This window comes from Cytophagia bacterium CHB2, from assembly GCA_030263535.1.
Lineage (GTDB): Bacteria > Zhuqueibacterota > Zhuqueibacteria > Zhuqueibacterales > Zhuqueibacteraceae > Coneutiohabitans.
Genome location: SZPB01000076.1, coordinates 1 through 20,487, shown reverse-complemented (window position 1 = coordinate 20,487; position 20,487 = coordinate 1). Strand labels below are relative to the sequence as shown.

Sequence of the window (20,487 nt, the reverse complement as noted above, 5' to 3'; positions counted from 1 at the left end):
TCGGCAAACCCGCTGAATACGCCGCCCTCGTCCGCCACATCATCGAAAACGTGATGTTGCGCTCGCTGATGAAAGCGAAGTATGCGATTGCGAACAAAGGCCATTTTGGGCTGGCGTTTCATCACTATTCGCATTTCACTTCGCCCATTCGGCGTTATCCTGATCTGATTGCGCACCGCACCCTGAAGGAATACGCCAAGGGCTATCAGCCGGAACTGCACGAGTGGTACGAGCGTAAGCTTGATCGCGCCGCGCAAAAAGCCTCGGAGCGCGAGTTGGTGGCGCTGGAAGCCGAGCGCGCCTCGGTGAAGATGAAGCAAGTCGAGTTCATGTCGCGCTATCTCGGTGAAGAGTTTGATGGTTTGATTTCCGGCGTGGTGGCATTCGGAATTTTCGTGGAAATCCCCGAGTTTCATATCGAGGGTTTGGTCCATATCAGCGATCTCGACGACGATTACTACCATTTTGAAGAAAAAGCCTATCGCTTGAAGGGACAAAACACCGGGCAGATTTACCGTCTCGGTGATGCTGTGCGGATCAAAGTCGTGAAAGTCGATGTGAGTGAGCGTATTCTTGATTTCATTCTGGTTGAAAAGCCTCATCCCCGCAAAGAGGAGCGCCGCAAGAAGAAAGAGCAAAAGAAAAGGAGAAAAAGATGACCTACACGGAAAACTATTTTGATGAGGAGGTTATGGCGGACACCGGCTATTTTGCGATAAAACCTAAAAACAACACCACAGCACAAACGGTGGAGACGGCAATGGCAAATCAACCTCTGTCTGACGGCAGCGAAGAATTCTTCGAGCAATTTACTCCGCAGGAAAAATCCCGGGAAATTTCGCAAAAAAATCTCCTGCTCGGGGTGGGAATTACCCTCGGCGTGATTGCCGGCGTCGGCATTGCTTTGTGGCTGTGGAAAGGCAAAAAGAAGCATTGGTGGCAACGCGTACTTGACGTCTAGAATCGACGCTTGGGCGCCGGCCGAATAGCGGCAACCGTCCGGGTTATTTTTTTTGCTGCCAAAAGATTCTCGCCAGAACAGTATCACGTTGCGCATGTAATTTTACCTCCGGCAGTTCTCTTCTGCAAAGCAGAGTTTGGGCAACGAGTAAAGTTTTCGCTAAGTGTGAACACGATTTAATCTTGATCAAAAACCTGACACACAAGATATCGTTTCGCGGACAATGCCACCCACGCTTTTGTTTTCTCGCCCTCTATTTAGTTGCATTGGCAAATAGAGCTTCACAACCCTCCTGCAAAGGAATCCCGGCATGAAAAATTTTTCATGGTTAACGGCTCATAGCATGGCGATGATGCTGTTTATGAATATTTGCGCGACGGCACAGACGAACGGGCTTTCGCGGCCGCGCCCTTACCCGGTTTTCGAGACGCCCGGATTTGCACGCGCCGTCAAAGCCGGTACACGCACACGCACTGGCCAGCCCGGCGCGAAGTATTGGCAACAATATGCCAGGTATCATATCGAAGCCGGACTTGATCCCCTCACCCAAAAAGTGGATGGCAAAGAAACGATTCGCTACTTCAACCATTCCCCCGACACGTTATACTATCTTGCGGTTTATTTGCGTCAGAATGTTTTCAAGCCTGATGCTGTGCGCAACACCAGACTTCCGCTTACGGACGGCATGCAGATCAAGCATGTCGCTGTGAACGGCGCAGCGCTGACTGAGACAAAACGTAATAATTTTGAGGCCGGGTTTACCATCGAAGGCACGATTGCCTGGTTGCGTTTGCCGCAGAAGCTGATGCCGAAAGACAGCCTTGTCATTGCGTTCGAATGGTCGTACACGCCGCCGCTTGCGCCCGGCGATGGCCGCCAGGGCCAGGACGGCGAAGTATTTTTTATGGGATATTGGTATCCGCAGCTTGCGGTGTATGATGATGTTTCCGGTTGGGTGACGGATCCGTACTTATCGATGTCCGAATTTTATATGGGCTACGCGGATTATGACGTTCGCCTCACCGCGCCGCAAAATTGGCTTGTGGCCGCGACCGGTACGCTGCAAAATCCAAATGACATTCTCTCGCCTGCGGCGCAAGCACGCCTTGCCGAAGCATTGCGCGCAGATAAAGTCGTGGCTGTCGTGACAGAGAAAGATCGCGAGCAGGCGTTTCGCCTCTCTGGGAATGCTGTGAATACCTGGCATTACCGCGCCACAAACATTCGTGATTTTGCCTGGGCTTCCAGCAATCGCTATTTGTGGGATGCTACGCGCGCGCTCATCGGACCGCCGGAAAAGCAAAAAGTGGTGGCGATTCACAATTTCTATCGCGCCAAACCCGAGGCCAGCGCGTGGGTTCATGGCGCGCGCTACAATCGCATGGCCACGGAGTTTTTATCGCGCTTTTTGTGGCCCTATCCTTATCCTCAGATGACATCGGTGGAGGGCATTCTCGACGGCGGCGGCATGGAATATCCCATGATGACAGTCATTCAAAGCTACAAAGACACCTTGCGTTTGGCGGGTAATCTCATGCACGAGATTGGCCACATGTGGTTTCCGATGAATGTAGGTTCGGATGAAAATCGTTATCCCTGGCAGGATGAAGGTTTGACGCAATTCAACAGCGCGGTGGGTGTTAGAGAATTGTTTGGTTACGATCGCGGTGTGTCGGGGCGCGAAACGTATTTGTATACCGCCCGGCGCGGACGCGAAGTCGAGCTGATGCGACACGGCAATTTCTTCCCCGCGCAAGATGTCTACTATGCTTTGCCGTACAATAAAACTTCAAATATTCTTTTCGCCTTGCGCGCGGTTCTTGGTGAGGAGGTGTTTATGCGCGCTTATCGCGAGTATGGCCAGCGTTGGCGCAATAAACATCCCCAGCCCCATGATTTCTTCAACACCTTCAACGATGTGGCCGGACGCGATCTTTCATGGTTTTGGCGCACCTGGTTTTATGAAACCTGGACGCTTGACCAGGCCATTGCCTCGGTGCAAACCGTCGGGGATTATGTTGAAATTCTCGTGGAAGATCGCGGGCTGGCGCCCATGCCCGTGCAACTCATGATCACACGCGAAGGCGGTCAAACGGAAGCGCGCGAGATTCCCGTGGAGATATGGCTGGCGGGCGCGCAGCGCCAGACGGTTCGCGTATCCAAAACTCCCGCGCTCACACGTATCGAGATTGATGCCGAGAATAATTTTCCGGATATTGATCGCACAAATCAAGTGTGGCAGAAATGACGGGGCATTGACAATCCAGCATTGGCATTCTGCAATAAAAAAGCCCGGCGCTAAAAAACGTTTAGCGCCGGGCTTTTTCATACTCTTTTGTGGTTATTCAGGTCAAATCCCCTGCTGCTCTTCGGATTCTGCCTCCAGCAAACGCTTCAATTCTGCAAAATGCCTTTTCGCTTTGTCGAATTGCTGCAAGCGGCGATAGCATCGCACCAGCAAGCGGTGTAGATTGATCACTTCGTCCGCATCGAGTTGATGAACAAGCTCATATGCTTTTTCGGCGTCGCGTACCGCCTGTCGCGGGTCGGCATCGGCGAGTGTGGCCATGGCGAAATAACTTTTGCCGCGCCCTGACCAATTGATTGAGGAGGCTTGCATGAAATAGGTGTAAGCGAGCTTGCGATCGACGTCGATGTTATCATTTCCCAATCCCACACACATCGTGCCGTAATTGTCGTAATACCGCCGGCTCAATGAATCCGGCGGCGCGCCTTCCGGCCCCAGAGGAATGCTTTCAATCACGTTGAGCAGGCGTTCGGCGGCGTATTCCTTGCGATTGAGATGGGCGAATTCGATAAGCGCGAGTTTCCAACTGATTTCATGGCGCGCGCGCGCGGTGCGCAACTTGGGCAGAAGATTCTCATAAATTGCGGCGGCTTCTGAAAATTCCCTGCGGCCGGAGAGCGCCAGCGCGCTGTCCCGCATCGTCGACCCCACGATATATCCGCCATCCCAATCCATCCAGTTGAGATAGTCTTGCACCGTCCTGTGATTCTGCGGCGTATTTGCCAGCGTCAACGCGCGCCGCAAAGAGGCGTAGGTTTTCTCTTCATGCAGCAATTTGATCGCGCTCAACGATTGATAAAAAACCGACAAGAACAACACATTCGAATCCAGCGCCGCAGCAACCGGTTGCGCCGGGTCAGCAATGCGGCTGTCTTTCACCTCGGCCGAGGCCAGCAAGCGCTGCTCCGCGGCCTCGAAATTATCCAAAGCCTTTTGCCAAACATGGCTCGCAAAATAATTGTGTGCGAGATTGTAATAATGCAAATACTCTCCCGGCTCCAACCTGACCAGAGTTTCCCAAATATTAACAGCCCGGCCGTAATCTTCACGATCTTTGAAACGATCGCCGAGCAGCTTGTAAACATAAGCCAGAAGCATGCGCGTTTGTGTGTTGAGCGGGTTAAGCTCGAGCGCCTTGACCAGGGCCTTCTCCGCTTCTTGCAAATAGCCGATTGCCAGCGGCCGCGCCGTTTCCTGCTGCTGCTTGAGATATTGCTCGATGAACGGCACGCCTTTTTGCAGGTGTTGATAGCCTTCCAGCGTGGCTTGTTGCGCTGCCAGTGAATCTTCCGGCGAAATTTGCCGGGGGCTTTTCGCAGCCTGCTGCAAAATATCCCACACAGAATCCGCTTTGGTGAGCGTGACATTTGCGCTGCTGATCAGCGAGTCTGCCGCCCGCGCCTCCGGCAAGGGCACAAACAACTGCCGCGCCAATGAGTCCGCATGGCTCGCGGTCAGCGGCTTCACGCCCGGAGGAATGCGAATCGCGCCGGGTTTTCTCGTTTGCGCTTGCGTTCCGCCCGCGAAGGCCAGCAGCAAGACGGCGCAAACCCGCGCGACGCAAAATATCTTTTGAAGTAAATTTCGCCGCATCATGATCCCTCTCACTCTCCTCCCTTATTGACATACACCGTGTCGGTCACGGTTTGCTCGATATAAATCACATCATAAACCGGCTTGTCGACATAAAGCGTGTCGGTGCGCGTGTAGAACACCAAATCATGCGCGAACTGTTTCCAGTCCTTTGGCTCTTTTGCCATTTCCTGCAAATTTTCATACCCCCAAATTTTGAGTGCGGCGCTGCCTTCTTCACCGTCAAAATCGAAATACAACTTCAGACGCGGGCCTTGATAAATGCTTTCAACCATGCGCACAATGCTGGCGAACATGGTCAGGGCGGTTTTAAGGTTAGATGAGGCTTCGATTTTTCCGGTTTTCTTATTGCGCTCGCCGACCACATCAATGGCGCCGCTGCGCTTCCAGTTGCGCATGACGGCAAGCGCCGTGTCGGATTGGCTCAAGTTGATCAGCCGCTTCGACGGATAAATCTGCATGACATCCGTTTCATTGAATCCGTCGCCGCGAATATCGAAGACTTCCAGGCTGTCGATTTTCTCGTTGATGAAATATTGATCGGCAAAAAAACGAATGTCCACCGGATCTTTGATGGTGGCGGCATCCACAGTTTTGAGATTGACCAGCACTTCATCGGCCTGCGCCCGGCCGGTTTGCGGCCAGGCCCAGCTCAGCGCCAGCAGACAAGAGAGGCAAAACAGAATGTTCGCCCGTGCATGTTTCATAAATCCCTCTTGAGAATTATGGCAACGCCTTTCGCTTCTCGAAAAATTCCCGAGCCTTATCCGGCGAGTTTTTGTGGCGATAACCTTCGACCAATAAATCATATAAATGTTTTAATTCGTTGCTGTCGATCATGTAGACCAATTGCAGCGCTTTCTCGGCGTTTTCCACAGAAATGTCCGGATTTGATTTCGACAATTCCGCCATTTCGAGATAAATTCTGCCGCGGTCTTTGCACACGATCCGGGAAGCGCGCTCCAAATAATCATAGCCGACGCGGCGGTTGACGCGCGCCGTGTCTTTGCCCAGGTAATAACACATAGCGCCGTAGTTATCGAATGCCGTACGATAGGTCGAATCCAAAGGCGCGCCGGATTCGTCGCGGGCGATGGCCTGCATTGCCTCATCGAGCCGCGCGATGGCCTTAACGCGGCGATTGAGACGGGCGTATTCGACGGTTGCGTAATCCCAGCGGATGTAATCTTTGGCGCGCTTGGTTTGGAGGATAGAGTTCAACATCTCATCATACAGCTTACAGACTTCCAGGTATTTGCCGCGGCCCAGTTGGGCATTGGCAGAATCGCGCATCAGCGAACCGCGAATATTGCCGCCATCCCAATTAATCCATTTTATGTCTTGTGCAATGTTTCGGAGGATGAGATCGTTGTTCGTCAATGTGGCGGCTCGTTCCAAGTGATGCAAAGCCTCCGGAGCATCTTCCAATTTGATCGCGCTTTGCCCCTGATAATAAACCGCGTACAGCAATCGTGTGCTGTCAATCGCCGCTTCAGGAGAAAGCGCAGGATTTGCCAGGCGCTCCGGGCTTACGGCGGCGGCTGCCAGCATCAATATCTCGGCGCGCGCATAGCGTTGCAACGCGCGTTGCCAATCGCGCATGGCAAAATACGTTGCCCCAAGATTATAGAAATGTAGATATTCGCCCGGCTCCAGGCGGGACAACTCTTCCCATTGCTCTGCGGCTTTATCAAATGAGCCTTCGTGCGGAAAACGCTCGGCGAGCAGTTTATAGGTTAACGCGAGATAATGTTTTGCCTGCGGATTGAAGGCATGATAGTGCAAAGATTTGCGCAGATTGCGCTGCGCTTCCATCAAATTGAACGTCGCACGAATCTGCATTTTTTCATCGGCGGGCATGGCCGAGGATCGAACCGGCGTTTTGGACGAGCCATTGGCGCTAGATTGGTGCGCGGCGGTTTGCGCGCGCGTCGCGGAGTCGCGCGCGGCGGCTTCGTGCTTGCGCGCGTCGAGCAGCGCCCACAAGGAGTCGCTCTCGAGGTAATTTCGAATTCCCTCCTTGCGGTGGGTACTGGCTTTACGTTCGCGTTCTTTCGAAACAAAAAGCCGGGCCGCAATGCTGTCAGCCCGGGCAGCGATGTGCGGCGATACTCCGAGAGGAACCTTGCGGGACCGCGCTGCGCCGCCACAACTCATCAACAGCAACGCCGCCGACAACAACAACAACGCCGTTCCTAACCTTCGGCTTCTGAGTTCCTTTCTCATCGTGGCTTGTTCTTCTCCCACCAAGAGAGGAAAATATCATAAAATCTCGAGGTTTCCCGTTTCGTCGGGTTGCTGGCAAGCATGCTGAGCGAGGTCACTCGGGCTTCATTTCCGCGCCCGGCCATGCCCTTGCTCAGGATAAAACTTTTTTTCTGAAAGCCGGTATCGCGCAACATGATGGCGGTCGAACTGTCGCTGACTTCCACCATCAACAAGCCGACGTCTTGTGAGGCTTCATTGCACAAAAAGAACAGATCATAATCCATCTTATCCGTGCTGATGGCGACTTTCGCCGTGATGTCGCCGTGGCGGTAACGCATGTATTGTTTGACCGAAGGCGAAAGCTCCGATTGATTGGCCTTCAGCCATTCCAGCAATTCGCGAAAAAGTTTGTCAAAATCAATCTCCTGGCGCTTTCGTTCGAACGATTGCACCGTGATTTTTTCCGCGGCAGTCACGGCCGGCTTGCGTTCGGTAATCGGCCCGGTGCGGCCGCTGGAATAATTCGTCGGCGTCGGCGCACCGCGATAACCCACTTTGGCTGCCGTCAAATTGGGATTATATAAATTGCTCGGCGCGCCCACCACCGGCAAACCGTCCTTGACATTTGCCACCACCGGCGCATTAACCGGCGGCAAGGTTGTGGTGCCGATACTGACATCGGGCAAAAGCACGGACTGCGGCACGGCGGCAACGCGATTCAGCGGTGAAAGCTCTTTCGGCACGATCTGGTTCAATTCAGTGAAATCCCGGAGGTTCGACAAATCGATTTCGAGGACCTTGACCGGCGCGCTGCGTATGGCCGTCGGTTCTTTCGGCGTGACGGCGGGCGTTTTCTTGGCTGCTGCAGCGGCTTTGGGTTTGGGCGGATCAAAACGGGTGAAATCGATCTCACGGAACTTCTCGACATCGAAACGCGGCTCGGCGAATCTGACTTGCAACAAAAAAATATAAACGAGGATGGTAAAAATCGCCGTCAGAGCGTACGTCCACAGTTTCTCAGGCGCTGTGCGGCGCAACCGGCCGCGCAGGCTATACACCAGGCTCGACATAGTTGATATTTCGCTGAATTTGATTCCGTTCACACACGTCCAAAACATTCACCGTCAACTGCACCGGCGAATTCGGATCCGGCTGAATCAACACAATAATGTCCTGATTCTGATCCAAATACTTTTGTCGCACGTTGAGCAACACCTGTTCGACCGCTTCCAATTCGGCGTTGCTGGTAATTTCAGTTGCGTCTTCCAGCAGCGTATACATTGGGCCGGGCAAAACAATCAGCGACACGGTATTGATCTGCGTCGGCGTGCTGACGGCGGAGACGTTGCTCGGCAATTTCACCTGAGTTTTTTGCTCGACATCGCTGATGGCAATAAAACCGAATAAAACGGTCAAAGCGATGTCGATATAACGAATAATCATGCTCGGATTACCCATCGCCGCCTCAGCTTTTTACGTTGGATCCGATGCGAACATCGAATGTTTTTAGAATATCCAGCCGGTCGCACACCGCGGCGGCTTGCATGAGAAATCGTATCGGGGTGTCGTGATTCGCGCGCAGCCGCACCCGCATCTTGTAATTCGCTTGCGCCAGCTTTTCCTTGCTGTTTTGCAAATATGCTTGCAGGAAATTGATATCTGTCGTGTGATATTTTTCATTTTCCAAAAGATATGTCCCGTCCGTCGTGATGCCGACAAAAACCACGATCTCCGGATCAGGATTGGAATAAGGCAATTCCACCGTTTTCGCCAATTGAATGTGACTGGTTTGGCTCAGCTCCGCCATACAAATGAAGCCGAACAGCAGATTCATCACAATATCAATATAACGAATGATCATGCCTTTGCCGCTCATCGCCCGCCTCACTCCTTTCCAAGGTTTTCAAACGACGCCTCCAGCTTGCGCGCGGTTTTGCCTTTCACCCAGGCTTTCACGATATTCGCGCCCGGCTCATCCCCCAAACGAAAGCCGATGCTGGCAACGCCATTTTGATCGGTGTGCACTTCCAGGCGGGATTTGTTTTGATCGAGGCTGCCGGAATTGTGGATCACTTCAAACATCACGGTTTGCTCGGGCACGGGATTGCCGTGGGCATCTTCGAGTTGCACGCTTAACGGCTCCGGCAGGCGGGCGCCGGCCGGCTGAATTTGCAGATTGCCGGACAACACTGTGATCTTATCCGGCGCGCCGGGGCGGCTATCGATCTCGAACTCTTCCACAAGATTAGCTTCGCCGTTCACACGCGCTAGCACCTTATGCCGTCCGACCATTTTGCCCAGACGCGCTTGCGTCTTAGCACGGCCCAGAAAATCGGTATCGACTTCTTTGACGCCGGCGCCGTTATCAAATGTGATCAAGCTGCCATTCGTTTCGAAAACAACAGTCAGATTTTCTATCGGCCTGCCGTTTTGATCCTCCACCGCCACTTCCAGCGGTTTGGGCAAACTGGCTCCCGCCTCGGCAGATTGATGTTTGGCAGACAAGAGCCGCAAAGATGCGGGAATACGCCGGCCGGCAAGCGGAGGCGCAACCGGCTGGCTTGCGGCAGCGAGAGGCACAGCGGCAACCGGCCCGGCGATTTTAGGCGCAACCACGGAAACGGATTGCCCGCGCCCAAAACGATTGCGGAACAAATCCGCGCGCTCAACGATCCATTCCAGATGGCGATAAAATGCCGAATGTCCCCACGAAATCATGAAGTTCAGCACGATGCTCACGATCAAACCGCCGATGGTCGTTACAAGGGCCACGCCCATGCCGGTGATCACCTGCGAGGATTCGAGCCGGCCGGGCATAAAGGTTTGATACATGCCCAACACCGTGCCGAGCAGGCCTAAGGCGCCGGCGGTGTCCGACAGCAATACGGCAAAGCTGCGCCCCATTTCGTATTTTTCCTTGATGCCGCCGACATGCCCGTCGATTTCGACTTGCAGGACTTGCGCGCTCGGGTCGCGTTGCCAAAGATCGCAGAGCAGCGCTAGCAATCTTCCCAATTCGGATTTGGGATGCGGCGCGACTGCGTCCCAAATTACACGAACTTTCTCGCGATGCTCGCTGTCATCCACCACGTCTTTCAATTGCCGTTCAAGAAATCCGATAAACGGCTTGGTGTAGCGCCGGTCAAAATAAATCCGGACAAATTGGTAGATGATGACGCCGGCACCCAGGATGAAAACCATATAAATCGGATACATCACCCAGCCGCCCTGCGCCGTCCATTCGGAAAAATTGCGGGCGATGCCGCTGCGCGGCACTTCCGGTTGCAGGCCGGTGAGGGGCGCCGTGCCTTGCTGCGGTGAGACAGAAGCTCCGGAGGGATTCAGAGAATCACTAACCGAAGAGGGTGTTGCGGGGGGATTCGAGGGATCCTGCAACGCGAACACCGGCCCAGCGATGAGATGCGCCGCCAGGATAAAAATGCCGCACCGGGCGAAGTTCGTGATGCTGAAACGAGACATAGAACAGCCTCCTCACAAAAATATCTCCAGAAAATTTCGACCTTGCGAAAGGCCCGAGAGGTTTGATTTGATATTTGACACCAGACCGCCGGGATTTTTTGCTAATGCACCAATATCGTGGCATTATAACGCGCATCAGCGGCAGCCGGCTGGTTGTTTTTGCTGACTCTGATGACGATGGGCAACGTTTTGCGATCGACCGTCAATCTCTTCTTGGGGGAACGATAGGTGTTGCGATCGGCCGAGCGCCAGGCGACATAGTAATAGTAATTTCCCCGGCCCGGCAAGCCGCCGCCCTTCACCTGCCAATCCCAAACCAGACGCTTCAAAATTTGATTGTTGTCCGGAGATTTGCCAACGATGCTGGAATCCGAATAAACAATGTTGCCATTGGCATCTTCGATCATAAAAATGCCCGCCACCGGGCCCCAGCGCCTGGTCTCCTCGAGGTTAAGCGAAAACTTGAACGTATCAACGGGCGCGCTCAATCTACGATAGGAAAAATTTTCCGGAATCTTGGTCGCGCCCAGCAAATCGCGCTGACCTTCGATATGCTGGTCGTCGACGATTACGGAAATGCGGTCGGTCACTTCGGCATACAAAGACAAATAACGCAACACGAGATAAGCACGGCGGCCATCGGGCGGAATGACGATGCTGCTGTGGAAATTCGGATCCTTCATGCGTTCGGCCAGCCGGCGGAACGATTGCATATAAATCTCGGTATGATTGTTTTTCATCTCGGTGATAATGCCCAAACTATCTTCGGGAATGCGATAACGGCCGGCGGCTTCATTCGCGAGGCGCAGCGTGTCCATCAACTGGCGCGCGCCCACCCGCCCGCTATGCGCCGCACCGTTCTGCCGCGTCAAGGCCAGCAATTTTTCCGGAAACTCCGGCTCCAGCCCCTCGGCAGAGAAAAACAATTCGCGCGGCATATCCGCCAGTTCTTTGTTGGTGATGGCGGGGTCGATTTGGCGATGAATGCTTTTGTCGACGATGTAGAGCGTGTCAATCATCGACTGCACTTGAAAGGCGTTGGACAAACTGTACGCCGGGGCCCAGGGAATTTCACGATCCAGCCATTTCGCGGCGTAAAGCGATCCGTGTTTTTTGAAATTGAACACCAGGCTGATTTCCGGCGAGCCGGACGAGGCCTGGTTCAATTCGGTCACGGGGTAACCGTAACGGGCATTCAAACTGACGCCGCCGCCGACATGCAATTGCCCTTCGAGCATGACGGATTCCGTGCCATAGCCCAGCTTGACGAATCCGCGTTCTTCCTTGAAGGCTTCAAAGAACACTTGCGATATGAAATCATCGCCCTCTTGCGCCACGCTCAGGCCACCGCGAAAATAGCCCAGCCCGATCGTGCCGCCGGCCGTGATATACCGCTCCAACCGCCGGTCGCCGTTTTCGGCAAACGAGAGTTTGGGCCGGTTGATCTGATTGGCGCTGGCCGCGAGCATGACGTAACGGCTTGGCGAAAAGATCACGCCGGCGCCCAAATTGAACAACGCCCACCGCGACGATTCTTGCAGCAGCGGGTCTCCCGCCTCGAGGCCTTCCACGCCGGATAAATTCAGCGCTTCATTCACCACACCCACACTGAAGCCGAGGCTGAGATTCTCCGCCAGCCGTTTGCCGAGCAACGCATTGAGGGAGAGATTGTTCTGCGGCGGGGTATTTAAAATTTCGCCTTGAATGCCAAAGGCAAGCCCGTCGAACGGGCCGAGACGCTTGTCCGTCGTCGTCAAGCTGAACATGTTGTTGCGCGCCGCAAAAATATTATCGGCGACGCCTAAGTGCAGCGAACGTGTGCCCACAAAAAACAACGGATCTTGCAGGGGAATGACTGCGGGATTCACGAGATTGGCACGCATGTCGCCGATATCGGCGGGATTCGGTGTTGTCACTCTATCTTGGCCGAACAGCAGCGCGCTGCTCAGCAACAATCCGGCAATCACCAGAGCCGGCATGCGGGATCGAGCTTTCGTTTTCATCATTAACGCACCAAACTGATATAACCGCTTCCTAAGGTTTTGCCCCCATCTTCGATGAGCCATAAATACACGCCGGCATTAAGGCGCTGGCGCCGCTCGTCTACGCCATCCCAGAGGAATTCGCCGGCATCCGTGATCTTGAATGTCGCCGTTACCGCGCCGCGAATGTTGAATATACGCAACACCGGCTCCGTCACTTCAAAATCCTTGTAATCGAATTTGATTTCATCGTTGTAGGTGTCGCCGTTGGGCGTAAAAATCGCGGGGGTGACGCGCACCGCAACATTTGGGTTGGCCCGGCCATCGCCGGCCAGCTTGACGCGCACGGTTTTGTGCGCGGGATCATTGCTGGTGATCACGGCTTCATCCAACTTCGCACCGGCAGATCTCGGTTTAAAGGTGACGGGAACGGTTCTTGTTTCCTGCCGATCCAGCGAGAACCCGCCGCCCTCGGCAATGATAAAATGTTCGCCCTGAACGGAGATCTGCGTGATTTCAAGCGGCGCTTCACCGCAATTGGAAATTTCCATGATACGCGTGCTGTCACGGCGGACGCGCACGCGGCCAAAATCCAACTCGGTTGACGACACTGTGATGCAAGGCTGCGGTTTCTCGGTGCAGATGCCGGCGCCGGTCACCTGCACCAGCACTTGCTTGCGGCGAAACGCATTGCTGTGAATTTCAAATTGCGCTTCGAAGCGGCCTTCTTGTCCCGGGGAAAATTTTACTTCCAGCACAAAGCTGCCGCCCGGCGGAACCGGCGGAAAATCTTCCACAAGCTGCAGGCTATAGGGCGCCGCCAGCGGTGTAATTCTTTCGATGAGAAGGTTCGCGGTGCCGGTATTCGTGATGATCACCGGCGCAACAGCAGAAGAGTTGATTTCAATTTGCCGGAAGTCGATCTCCGTCGCATCGACTTTGATGCCCGGCGCAATGCCTTCGCCTTTGAGGGAAACCTCGAAAGGCGAATTATTCGGTTGGAGGTTATAAGCATTCGAATAAATCAACAATTTGCCGGGAAATTGTCCGGTTGAATCCGGCGTGAACGCGATACGCACCGGCTTGCTTTGGCTGCGGGGTGGAATGGCGTAAGATTCGCCGCCATCTAAAATGCGAAAATAGTTCTTGGTAGCGGTTTCATCGAGTTTAGGCTCCGGCCGGACGATGAGTTCAACGTCGCCTTGATTTTCGAACACGTAAGGGATGATCTTCGTGCCGGATTCAGCCAAAACTTGCGCAAAATCCAACTGCCGGACGCCGGCAATGATGGGCGCGATACCGCGGCCTTGCACAACAACTGCAAACACTTTGTCATCCGAGCTGCGCAAAAACAGTTGGCCGGAAAAGAATCCGGTATCCGGCGGTGTAAAGCAGAGTGCAATGCCGCTGCTGTCGCCATTTCCGACGACAAGCGGCCAACTGCCTTGAACGCTAAATGGAGATAGTTCTGTCGTCCACGCCGCGCTGAACGTAATCGCGGCGGTGCCTTTGTTGATGACAAACACCGAGTCACATGCCGTCGTACCAACCGGTACGCCGGCAAAGATCAACGTATCCGGCGTGACAACTATATCGAACTCGGCGCCATTGCCTTGCAGCGTCACATGCTTGGGATTGCGCGCCAAATCATTGTTGGCAATCACCAATCGTGCTTCGCGTGCGCCGACAATCACCGGGCTGAAAATGACATGAATCTCCTGCGAGCCGCCGGCCGGAATGATGAATGCAAGCGGGGTGTTGGGAGCAAGCGAGAATTCACTGCTGTCACGCCCGGAGATGCGCAACGATTCGACCTGCAACGGACAGGTTCCCGCATTGCTGAGAAGGTAAGATTTTGTGCTGCTCTCGTTTATATTCGTGTCATCAAAATTCAAAACACTTTCACCGGCGATTCTTTGGCCCGCCACTCCAACGCCTGTCAATGACGCCACGGTGTGGGGAATATTCACGCCCGGCAGTTGCTGCCAGGAAATGCGCAAGGTGTCGTGAAGCGCGCCGGCCGCGATTGGGCTGAACGCCAATTCAATCTCACGGCTGCCGCCGGCTGGAATAACTACATTGTCCCGCGGGGTGACCGTGAATTCCGCACGATCGAGCGCGAGTTGTATTTCCTCCGCCGCAATTTCCCGTGTACCGCGATTCGCCAGGGTAATTTTGATGATTTTGCTTTCGCCAACACATACCTCGCCAAACGAAACTTGATCAGGCGCTGTAATTGGCGACACACCCATGCCGCGCAAGGCAACGGAAATGGTATCATCGGCGCTGTCAATGTCGTTGTTGCTAATCAAAAGCGTCGCGACATAATCTCGGGTATCGCGTGGAGTAAATGTTACTTCAACAGTTCGGCTGGCAAGGGCCGGTACCGAGAACGAATCCGGAGAAGCCGAGAAAGCCTCATTGCTGCTCGCAATGTTCAAGATTTGTAATGCAGAGCCGCCGACGTTTCTAACGGTAAGCGTTAATGTCGAATCATCGGTCAGCACGACTTCGCCAAAATTAAGATTTGGGGGAATCACCACAATATGTGGCTCCGGCGGGGGCATTATGCCGGCGCCTTGTAACGGAATGCTCAGCGGATTGTGCTGCGCATCGTTGTTATAAACCAACAACGTGGCAGAATAAGAACGTTCTGCTTCAGGTGTAAAAACGACGGGGATTTCCAGAGTATCCCGGCCCGGGATTTCGGCCGGCACAGTGATCGCGCCGAGGCTAAAAGCTGCCGCATCCGCGCCGGTGATGCGTAACGAATCCACCGTAATCGCGCATGCGCTCAAACTCCATACGACCGCCGGTTGTTCTGCGCGTTCACCGATTGCGACATTCCCGAACTTGACGCTGTCAACACCGGCAATCTCGGGAGAAACAACCGTGCCGCGAATGATCACGCTCCGAGTCGTGCCATTCAGCGCGTTCGAAAGCACCCGGACTTCCACTTCGAACGGCCCCAGGCTGCCGGGTTTCACCGTTACGGGAATGCAGAGTGAATCGCCCGGCTGAATTGGAACGCGGTTTGAGTGTGCATTGGTGGCCGGCTGCACCACAACGCCTTCCGTAAAAATAATCTCTATCTCAACTTGCAATTCACAGGCGCTGGGATTGACGATGCACACGCGGGTGTTGGCAGTATTGCCCAAACAAATTTCACCAAAGGCGGGCGGATGCGCGGCCAATTCGAGTAATGGGCCGTCGCCGTTGCCAATCAGTTCGATTGTCGCGTCGCTGCCAGCGTCATTACTCGACACGGTTAAGACGCCGCGATAGGTTGTAATTGCCGCGGGCGTGAAATTGACGGTCAAACGCAATTCTTCATTCGGCGCAAGAGTATCCGGCAACACGGGCGCGGCGGCAAGCACAAAAATCGGATTGTCAATGGCAACACCAGAAACGATCAAATCCGCGCCGCCTTCATTGCGCATCAGCAATTCTGCGCTGCCGGAGGCGCCGAGACACGCAAAGATCGCAAGAGAATCTGCCGGAACGAGAACAAGCTTCGGCGTGCTGGGTATGCCCTGGCCTGCCAATGGAATGCGCAGCGTATCAGGCTCAGCATCGCTGATGACGAGCAGCGTTGCGCGCTGTACGCCGGTGACAAGCGGCGTAAAACTGACGCCAAGATCAAGTGTGTCGCCGGCGGTCAGTTGGCGCGGAAGATTGAGGCCGGCCAGCGCAAAACTTTCAGCTTGTGGGCCTTCAATTTTCAATTCAGAAATTTGAAATTCGCATTTGCCGGCATTCCAAACCGGGGCGAGCCGGGAGGCTGTTTGATGCAATTGCACTCTGCCAAAATCAATTGCCGCCGAGCCGGCGATTGCCGGTGGCACAACTGTGCCCGGAATAATGAGAGCAACGCTATCCCCGGCCGTTGACCAAACCGTAACCTTCGCTTCAAAGTTGCCCAGGCTGTTTTGCCGTGCTCTAACCGTAAAACAGAATTTTTCACCGGGAGCGATAAATATCGGCGCAGAGGAGCCCTCATTCGCCTGCGCAATCCCGGCAAATCCTGAAGTGAAATTTTTGGAAAATGCGACGGCAATCGAATCAACGCGCAGCGTGCATACCCCGGGATTGGCGATACACACTTCCGTGAGGCCTTCTTCGCCAATGCAAAGCTCACCGAAAGTCGCGGGTTCAGCCGACAATGAGATTCGCGGCCCGCCGCCTTCGCCGGAAAGCGTCACAACCGATTGTCCGGCATCGCTGGTAATGATCATCACACCGTTGTATGCCGCCAACGCGGTGGGCGTGAATTGTACGGGAAGCTGGCGAACGGTTCCGGGTTCAAGCTGAAAGGGAGTTATTGCGGAAACTTCGAAGGCGGGATTATCAATGGCAATTGCCGTGACTGTGATGGCATCAGCGCTGCCGTTTCTCAGCGTGAGACTTTGCGTTGCCGTGCTATCGGTGCAAACCTCGCCAAAATCAATGGCAACAGGCTCAACGCTCAACGGGCTGCCTTGCGAAATCGCATAAAGCCGGCGGTCGCCGCTAACGTAAATGGTTCCGTCCTCGCCAAACGCCGGTGAAACCGGACTGGCCTGCACCTCGGGTTTTGACCAGCGCTGCACACCCGCAGCAGAGAAACAAACCAAACCCGCTGTGCTATGAACTGCGTAAACATGGCCGGCGCCGTCAACCACCGGCGGCGTGAGAAAATCACCGCCGGGCAGCGTGGCACGCCAGCGCTCGCTGCCGTCGCCAGCATTCAAAGCAAACAGGCCGCCGCCCATGGAACTTGTGAAGAAAACCACGCCGTTGCTCACGGCCGGCAAGAAGGGTTTGCCAAAGGCCGGCGGTAGAGAATAAGCCCACTCCGCTGCGCCGTTGGGCGAGATGCGGCGCACCACGGCGCGGCCGCGACCGGTCACATAAATGTTTCCATTTTGATCGAGCGCCAACCCTTGCAACGTGTCTTGAGCGCCAAAACTGCGTTTGAAACGCACCGAGCCATACAGATAAAGATTGACCAGAGAATCGCCCGCCACGCTTAGCGGCAAATCCGTAAAGCTGAGCGCCGGGGAATTTTCCGGCTGCGCCCGGAGATTATAGCGCCAATCGACAATCGAATCCGGCGTGGCGAGATAACCGGCGGGATGCAAGGCATAAAGCCAGCAATCATCCGTGGCCACATAGATTCTTCCATTGCGGCCGATATTGGCGGAGAAGTAAGTGCCGCCGTCCAATTTTTTCTTCCAGCGCAGCGTGCCATCCGGATTGAGGGCATAGAATAACTCTGCCTGTACCGGGCAGGATAACTCTGCCTGCGTATCGAAACGGCAGGAATCGACCGAGCCGATATAAAGCGTGCCATCTTCCGCAAGCGCCGGAGAGGCCACAAAGCGTTCGTGGGGAGAACCGGTTTCGCCGGTGAACGTCCACAACAACTGGCCGCTTGGTGAAAGCGCATACAGATTATTATCAACGCCGCCCGGCACATAAATCGTTCCGTCCGGTCCGACAACTGGAGCGCCAAGCTCACCGTTGCCCAACGGCGCTTCGAATTTGATTACAGGCAAAGAGGGACCATTGGCGCGGGCGCGGCCCGTCAATTGACTGTCATGGCGAAAGATGGGCCAGGCGCTTTCATTTAATCCGGATTGAGCGTAACCGGCGCCGAGCATGCCCGTGACCAGCGTGATCGTGGCAATGCTAGTCCGCAATTTGAGGTTGAGGCGAAGAGGAAAACTGAAGTGAGGGGAGTATTCTCGTGAGCGAGAATGCGAGGTTACTTTTTCACTTTCATCCATAAAATTCTTTCACCTCGAATGGCATGCACAACTGACGAACTCTTTTCAGTCACTTCGTGCAAGCTGCGAGTTTTTTTTCGATGAAATGAAGCCGGTGTGTCTGTAGAATTTGACCGGTTGAAATTAAGAATCGTGTAAATCTTATACGAAGACTACTGGAACCATCGCAGGAATACTGTTTTGCCAATTATAAAAACCGCTACCATGAACGCTGATTAAGCGATCGAGCTGAACTCATCTGGTATGATCTGGGAGCTCGTGCAACGCAGCCTTGACATGGCCTCTGCCATCTTCCTGGAGATTGAAGATGGGCAGTTAACGATGATGCTAAAGGCGAGGCATTTTTGATGTTGGGAAGGAGTCAGCCAAATGAAGTAAGTCGATACCCAACAAGGCGGCTAATTTAATTGCTTTCGAGTGAAATGCAAGAACATTTTCAATATGCCTTAAAAGATTGCAGATTTGGTGATATTGCGTCACCCTGAAACAGCTTGCTTCCGCACTAAGACAAAAAATAATGGCCTGCATTCACAACAATTTCTGCTAACCAGGTGTTACAGTCGTAACAAGTTGCTGATTTAACCACTAGGTGAACCTGGAAGTTTCGCCATTATTTTATGGCCAGCTCAAGGCCGTTGTTTATCATGAATTTGCTTTTTGAAAAAGTTCAATCAGCCCGAATTTATGTTTGCCTTGAGTTGACAAAATTGTTAGCAAACTTTAAGCCAGTTGTTAGTTAGACCTAGCATGAGAAAAGATGTCCAAGCTGGTTGTCGCTGGTGCCATGGATATTATTGGTAGAGTTGTATCTCGTGCTGACCAATTCTGCTCAATTTCAATCGTCGCAAAAAGTATCAGCGTTGTCCGTTCTAAAACAACTTCTGGCGCTCTCATCAGATTGGGCGTAGTTCTATTGGCCCGGCAGACTTGACGGCATTTTGTGGGCGCTCGCCGTTCAGAATTTTATTCTGTGTTTGAAAAGTTGAAACGCCTACACGCGAAACGTTGCAGTGAAGCGAAAATGTGCCGGTGTATGCGAAGCGAATAAATTGGCACACAACAGTTTATAATGCCGCAGCATCCTGATCAGCAAAAATTACACGCATGACACCCGCATGCCATTTTCCCGCCTTGCTTTTGGACAAAGAATGCTTAAATTTCTTTCAAATTTTGCTGCGAACCTGGCGACGCCCTTCCTCACATGCAGACAGTGCTCTTAATTCTCGGTTTGATCGGCGCAATGTTGGCAATGCAGGGAATTTTCCTGCTTGCGCATCATTTGCAGCGCCAGATGGGGACGATGGCGCTCGGCGCCGTCACCGGCGCGAGCATTTTTGGAATCTGGATATTCGCCCGCATTGTGCCTGAACTGCACATCACGCCGGATTTCAGTTTTTCAATTCTCTCCATGGTCGTGTATGCCAATCTCATCGCGCTGCTGTTGGTGGTTTATGTGTGTGACGGCACGAAATATACCCGCCGGCTGCTCGTGCTGCTCTTCGCGATCTACGCGCTGACGATCGGGCTGCAAGAAGTGATGGCCTTTGCGCGCCAGCTTGACGCCGTCATCAACCGCCATCCTCTCTCCGCTGAATTTTTCTCGCGCAACTGGCGCATTACCCTTGCCGCGATCGCTTCGCTGTTGGTTTCATTTATCATGGTGATCTCCGGCTATCAACTTCTCACCAACTACATGCCCAGACTGCCGCGTGGCGTGCGCGTCGGTTTGGTGTTGACCATCGTTCTCCTCGTTGATGGCCTGCTCTATACCATGCTGGGATTTGCCGGGCAGCCGTTTTATGCCGAGGCCATGCGCAATCAGGTGATTACCAAATTCTTTGCCGCGCTTGTGCTCACCCCCGGCGCCGCGTGGTATATCTCGCGCACGTTGGCCTCACAGGCCGCCCAAGAAGCCGAGTTTCGGCCCATCTTCGATGTCGTCGGCGGCGTCACGGAAATGGGCCGGGAATTGGAAACGATACTCGCCACCATGGTCGACGGTATGATTTTGTTTTCCACCGAGGGCAAAATCACGCGCGCGAACGCGGCTGCCGAGCGCTTGCTCGGACGCACACTCAGCGGCTTGCGACTCGACGATCCACTGCTGCGCATGGTTTATTCCGACGGCAGCCGGATTCCCTATGGCGATTCCCCCATGCTGCAAATGTTGCGCATGCGCCGGCCGAT

At 53.9% G+C, this 20,487-nt stretch carries 13 protein-coding genes; 4 read left to right on the top strand and 9 right to left on the bottom strand.

The annotated features are described in order from the left end of the window. The 3 genes from FBQ85_09870 to FBQ85_09860 all read left to right on the top strand — a co-directional run. The coding region (locus FBQ85_09870) for an RNB domain-containing ribonuclease (protein ID MDL1875454.1) at positions 1–659 on the top strand (659 nt) is incomplete at its 5' end. Beyond that, positions 656–961, top strand: coding sequence for a hypothetical protein (locus FBQ85_09865; GenBank protein ID MDL1875453.1), 306 nt, complete (start codon positions 656–658; stop codon positions 959–961). The genes FBQ85_09870 and FBQ85_09865, both read left to right, overlap by 4 nt. A gap of 310 nt (positions 962–1,271) precedes the next feature. Continuing rightward, the gene (locus FBQ85_09860) at positions 1,272–3,209 is read left to right on the top strand and encodes a M1 family metallopeptidase (protein ID MDL1875452.1); all 1,938 of its coding nucleotides are present in this window, start codon (positions 1,272–1,274) and stop codon (positions 3,207–3,209) included. Between the two features lie 102 nt (positions 3,210–3,311). Here FBQ85_09860 and FBQ85_09855 read toward each other — a convergent pair whose 3' ends face one another. The 9 genes from FBQ85_09855 to FBQ85_09815 form a co-directional block, all read right to left on the bottom strand. Continuing rightward, positions 3,312–4,862 (bottom strand): hypothetical protein, encoded by a 1,551-nt coding sequence (locus tag FBQ85_09855; protein MDL1875451.1) that lies wholly within the window; start codon positions 4,860–4,862, stop codon positions 3,312–3,314. Between the two features lie 11 nt (positions 4,863–4,873). After that, the gene (locus FBQ85_09850; GenBank protein MDL1875450.1) at positions 4,874–5,569 is read right to left on the bottom strand and encodes a hypothetical protein; all 696 of its coding nucleotides are present in this window, start codon (positions 5,567–5,569) and stop codon (positions 4,874–4,876) included. 16 nt (positions 5,570–5,585) lie between these two features. Next, complete coding sequence (locus tag FBQ85_09845; GenBank protein ID MDL1875449.1) at positions 5,586–7,088, bottom strand: hypothetical protein; 1,503 nt, start codon at positions 7,086–7,088, stop codon at positions 5,586–5,588. Further along, positions 7,085–8,140 (bottom strand): hypothetical protein, encoded by a 1,056-nt coding sequence (locus FBQ85_09840; protein MDL1875448.1) that lies wholly within the window; start codon positions 8,138–8,140, stop codon positions 7,085–7,087. Before FBQ85_09840 ends, FBQ85_09845 begins: the two co-directional genes overlap by 4 nt. Beyond that, complete coding sequence (locus tag FBQ85_09835) at positions 8,121–8,528, bottom strand: hypothetical protein (protein ID MDL1875447.1); 408 nt, start codon at positions 8,526–8,528, stop codon at positions 8,121–8,123. The genes FBQ85_09840 and FBQ85_09835 overlap by 20 nt, the downstream gene beginning before the upstream one ends. A 7-nt stretch (positions 8,529–8,535) precedes the next feature. Further along, positions 8,536–8,946: a hypothetical protein gene (locus FBQ85_09830; protein ID MDL1875446.1), complete on the bottom strand. Its 411-nt coding sequence runs from the start codon at positions 8,944–8,946 to the stop codon at positions 8,536–8,538. 8 nt (positions 8,947–8,954) lie between these two features. Beyond that, positions 8,955–10,550 carry a hypothetical protein gene (locus FBQ85_09825; GenBank protein ID MDL1875445.1) on the bottom strand — a complete coding sequence of 532 codons (1,596 nt, stop codon included), beginning with the start codon at positions 10,548–10,550 and terminating at the stop codon, positions 8,955–8,957. A 101-nt stretch (positions 10,551–10,651) separates the two neighbouring features. Further along, positions 10,652–12,616, bottom strand: a complete 1,965-nt coding sequence (locus FBQ85_09820; protein ID MDL1875444.1) for a type IX secretion system membrane protein PorP/SprF — start codon at positions 12,614–12,616, stop codon at positions 10,652–10,654. Then, positions 12,556–18,300: a choice-of-anchor D domain-containing protein gene (locus tag FBQ85_09815; protein ID MDL1875443.1), complete on the bottom strand. Its 5,745-nt coding sequence runs from the start codon at positions 18,298–18,300 to the stop codon at positions 12,556–12,558. Before FBQ85_09815 ends, FBQ85_09820 begins: the two co-directional genes overlap by 61 nt. A gap of 1,201 nt (positions 18,301–19,501) precedes the next feature. Here FBQ85_09815 and FBQ85_09810 point away from each other — a divergent pair. Continuing rightward, positions 19,502–20,487, top strand: a 986-nt coding sequence (locus FBQ85_09810) for a PAS domain-containing protein (protein ID MDL1875442.1), incomplete at its 3' end; no start/stop codon positions are given.

Excerpts from the sequence above, each read along its gene's own strand:
- FBQ85_09825 (MDL1875445.1), bottom strand. The coding sequence starts at position 10,550 with ATGTCTCGTTTCAGCATCACGAACTTCGCCCGGTGCGGCATTTTTATC.
- FBQ85_09815 (MDL1875443.1), bottom strand. The coding sequence starts at position 18,300 with ATGGATGAAAGTGAAAAAGTAACCTCGCATTCTCGCTCACGAGAATAC.
- FBQ85_09865 (MDL1875453.1), top strand. The coding sequence starts at position 656 with ATGACCTACACGGAAAACTATTTTGATGAGGAGGTTATGGCGGACACC.
- FBQ85_09830 (MDL1875446.1), bottom strand. The coding sequence starts at position 8,946 with ATGAGCGGCAAAGGCATGATCATTCGTTATATTGATATTGTGATGAAT.
- FBQ85_09835 (MDL1875447.1), bottom strand. The coding sequence starts at position 8,528 with ATGGGTAATCCGAGCATGATTATTCGTTATATCGACATCGCTTTGACC.
- FBQ85_09860 (MDL1875452.1), top strand. The coding sequence starts at position 1,272 with ATGAAAAATTTTTCATGGTTAACGGCTCATAGCATGGCGATGATGCTG.
- FBQ85_09855 (MDL1875451.1), bottom strand. The coding sequence starts at position 4,862 with ATGCGGCGAAATTTACTTCAAAAGATATTTTGCGTCGCGCGGGTTTGC.
- FBQ85_09840 (MDL1875448.1), bottom strand. The coding sequence starts at position 8,140 with ATGTCGAGCCTGGTGTATAGCCTGCGCGGCCGGTTGCGCCGCACAGCG.
- FBQ85_09845 (MDL1875449.1), bottom strand. The coding sequence starts at position 7,088 with ATGAGAAAGGAACTCAGAAGCCGAAGGTTAGGAACGGCGTTGTTGTTG.
- FBQ85_09850 (MDL1875450.1), bottom strand. The coding sequence starts at position 5,569 with ATGAAACATGCACGGGCGAACATTCTGTTTTGCCTCTCTTGTCTGCTG.
- FBQ85_09820 (MDL1875444.1), bottom strand. The coding sequence starts at position 12,616 with ATGGCTCATCGAAGATGGGGGCAAAACCTTAGGAAGCGGTTATATCAG.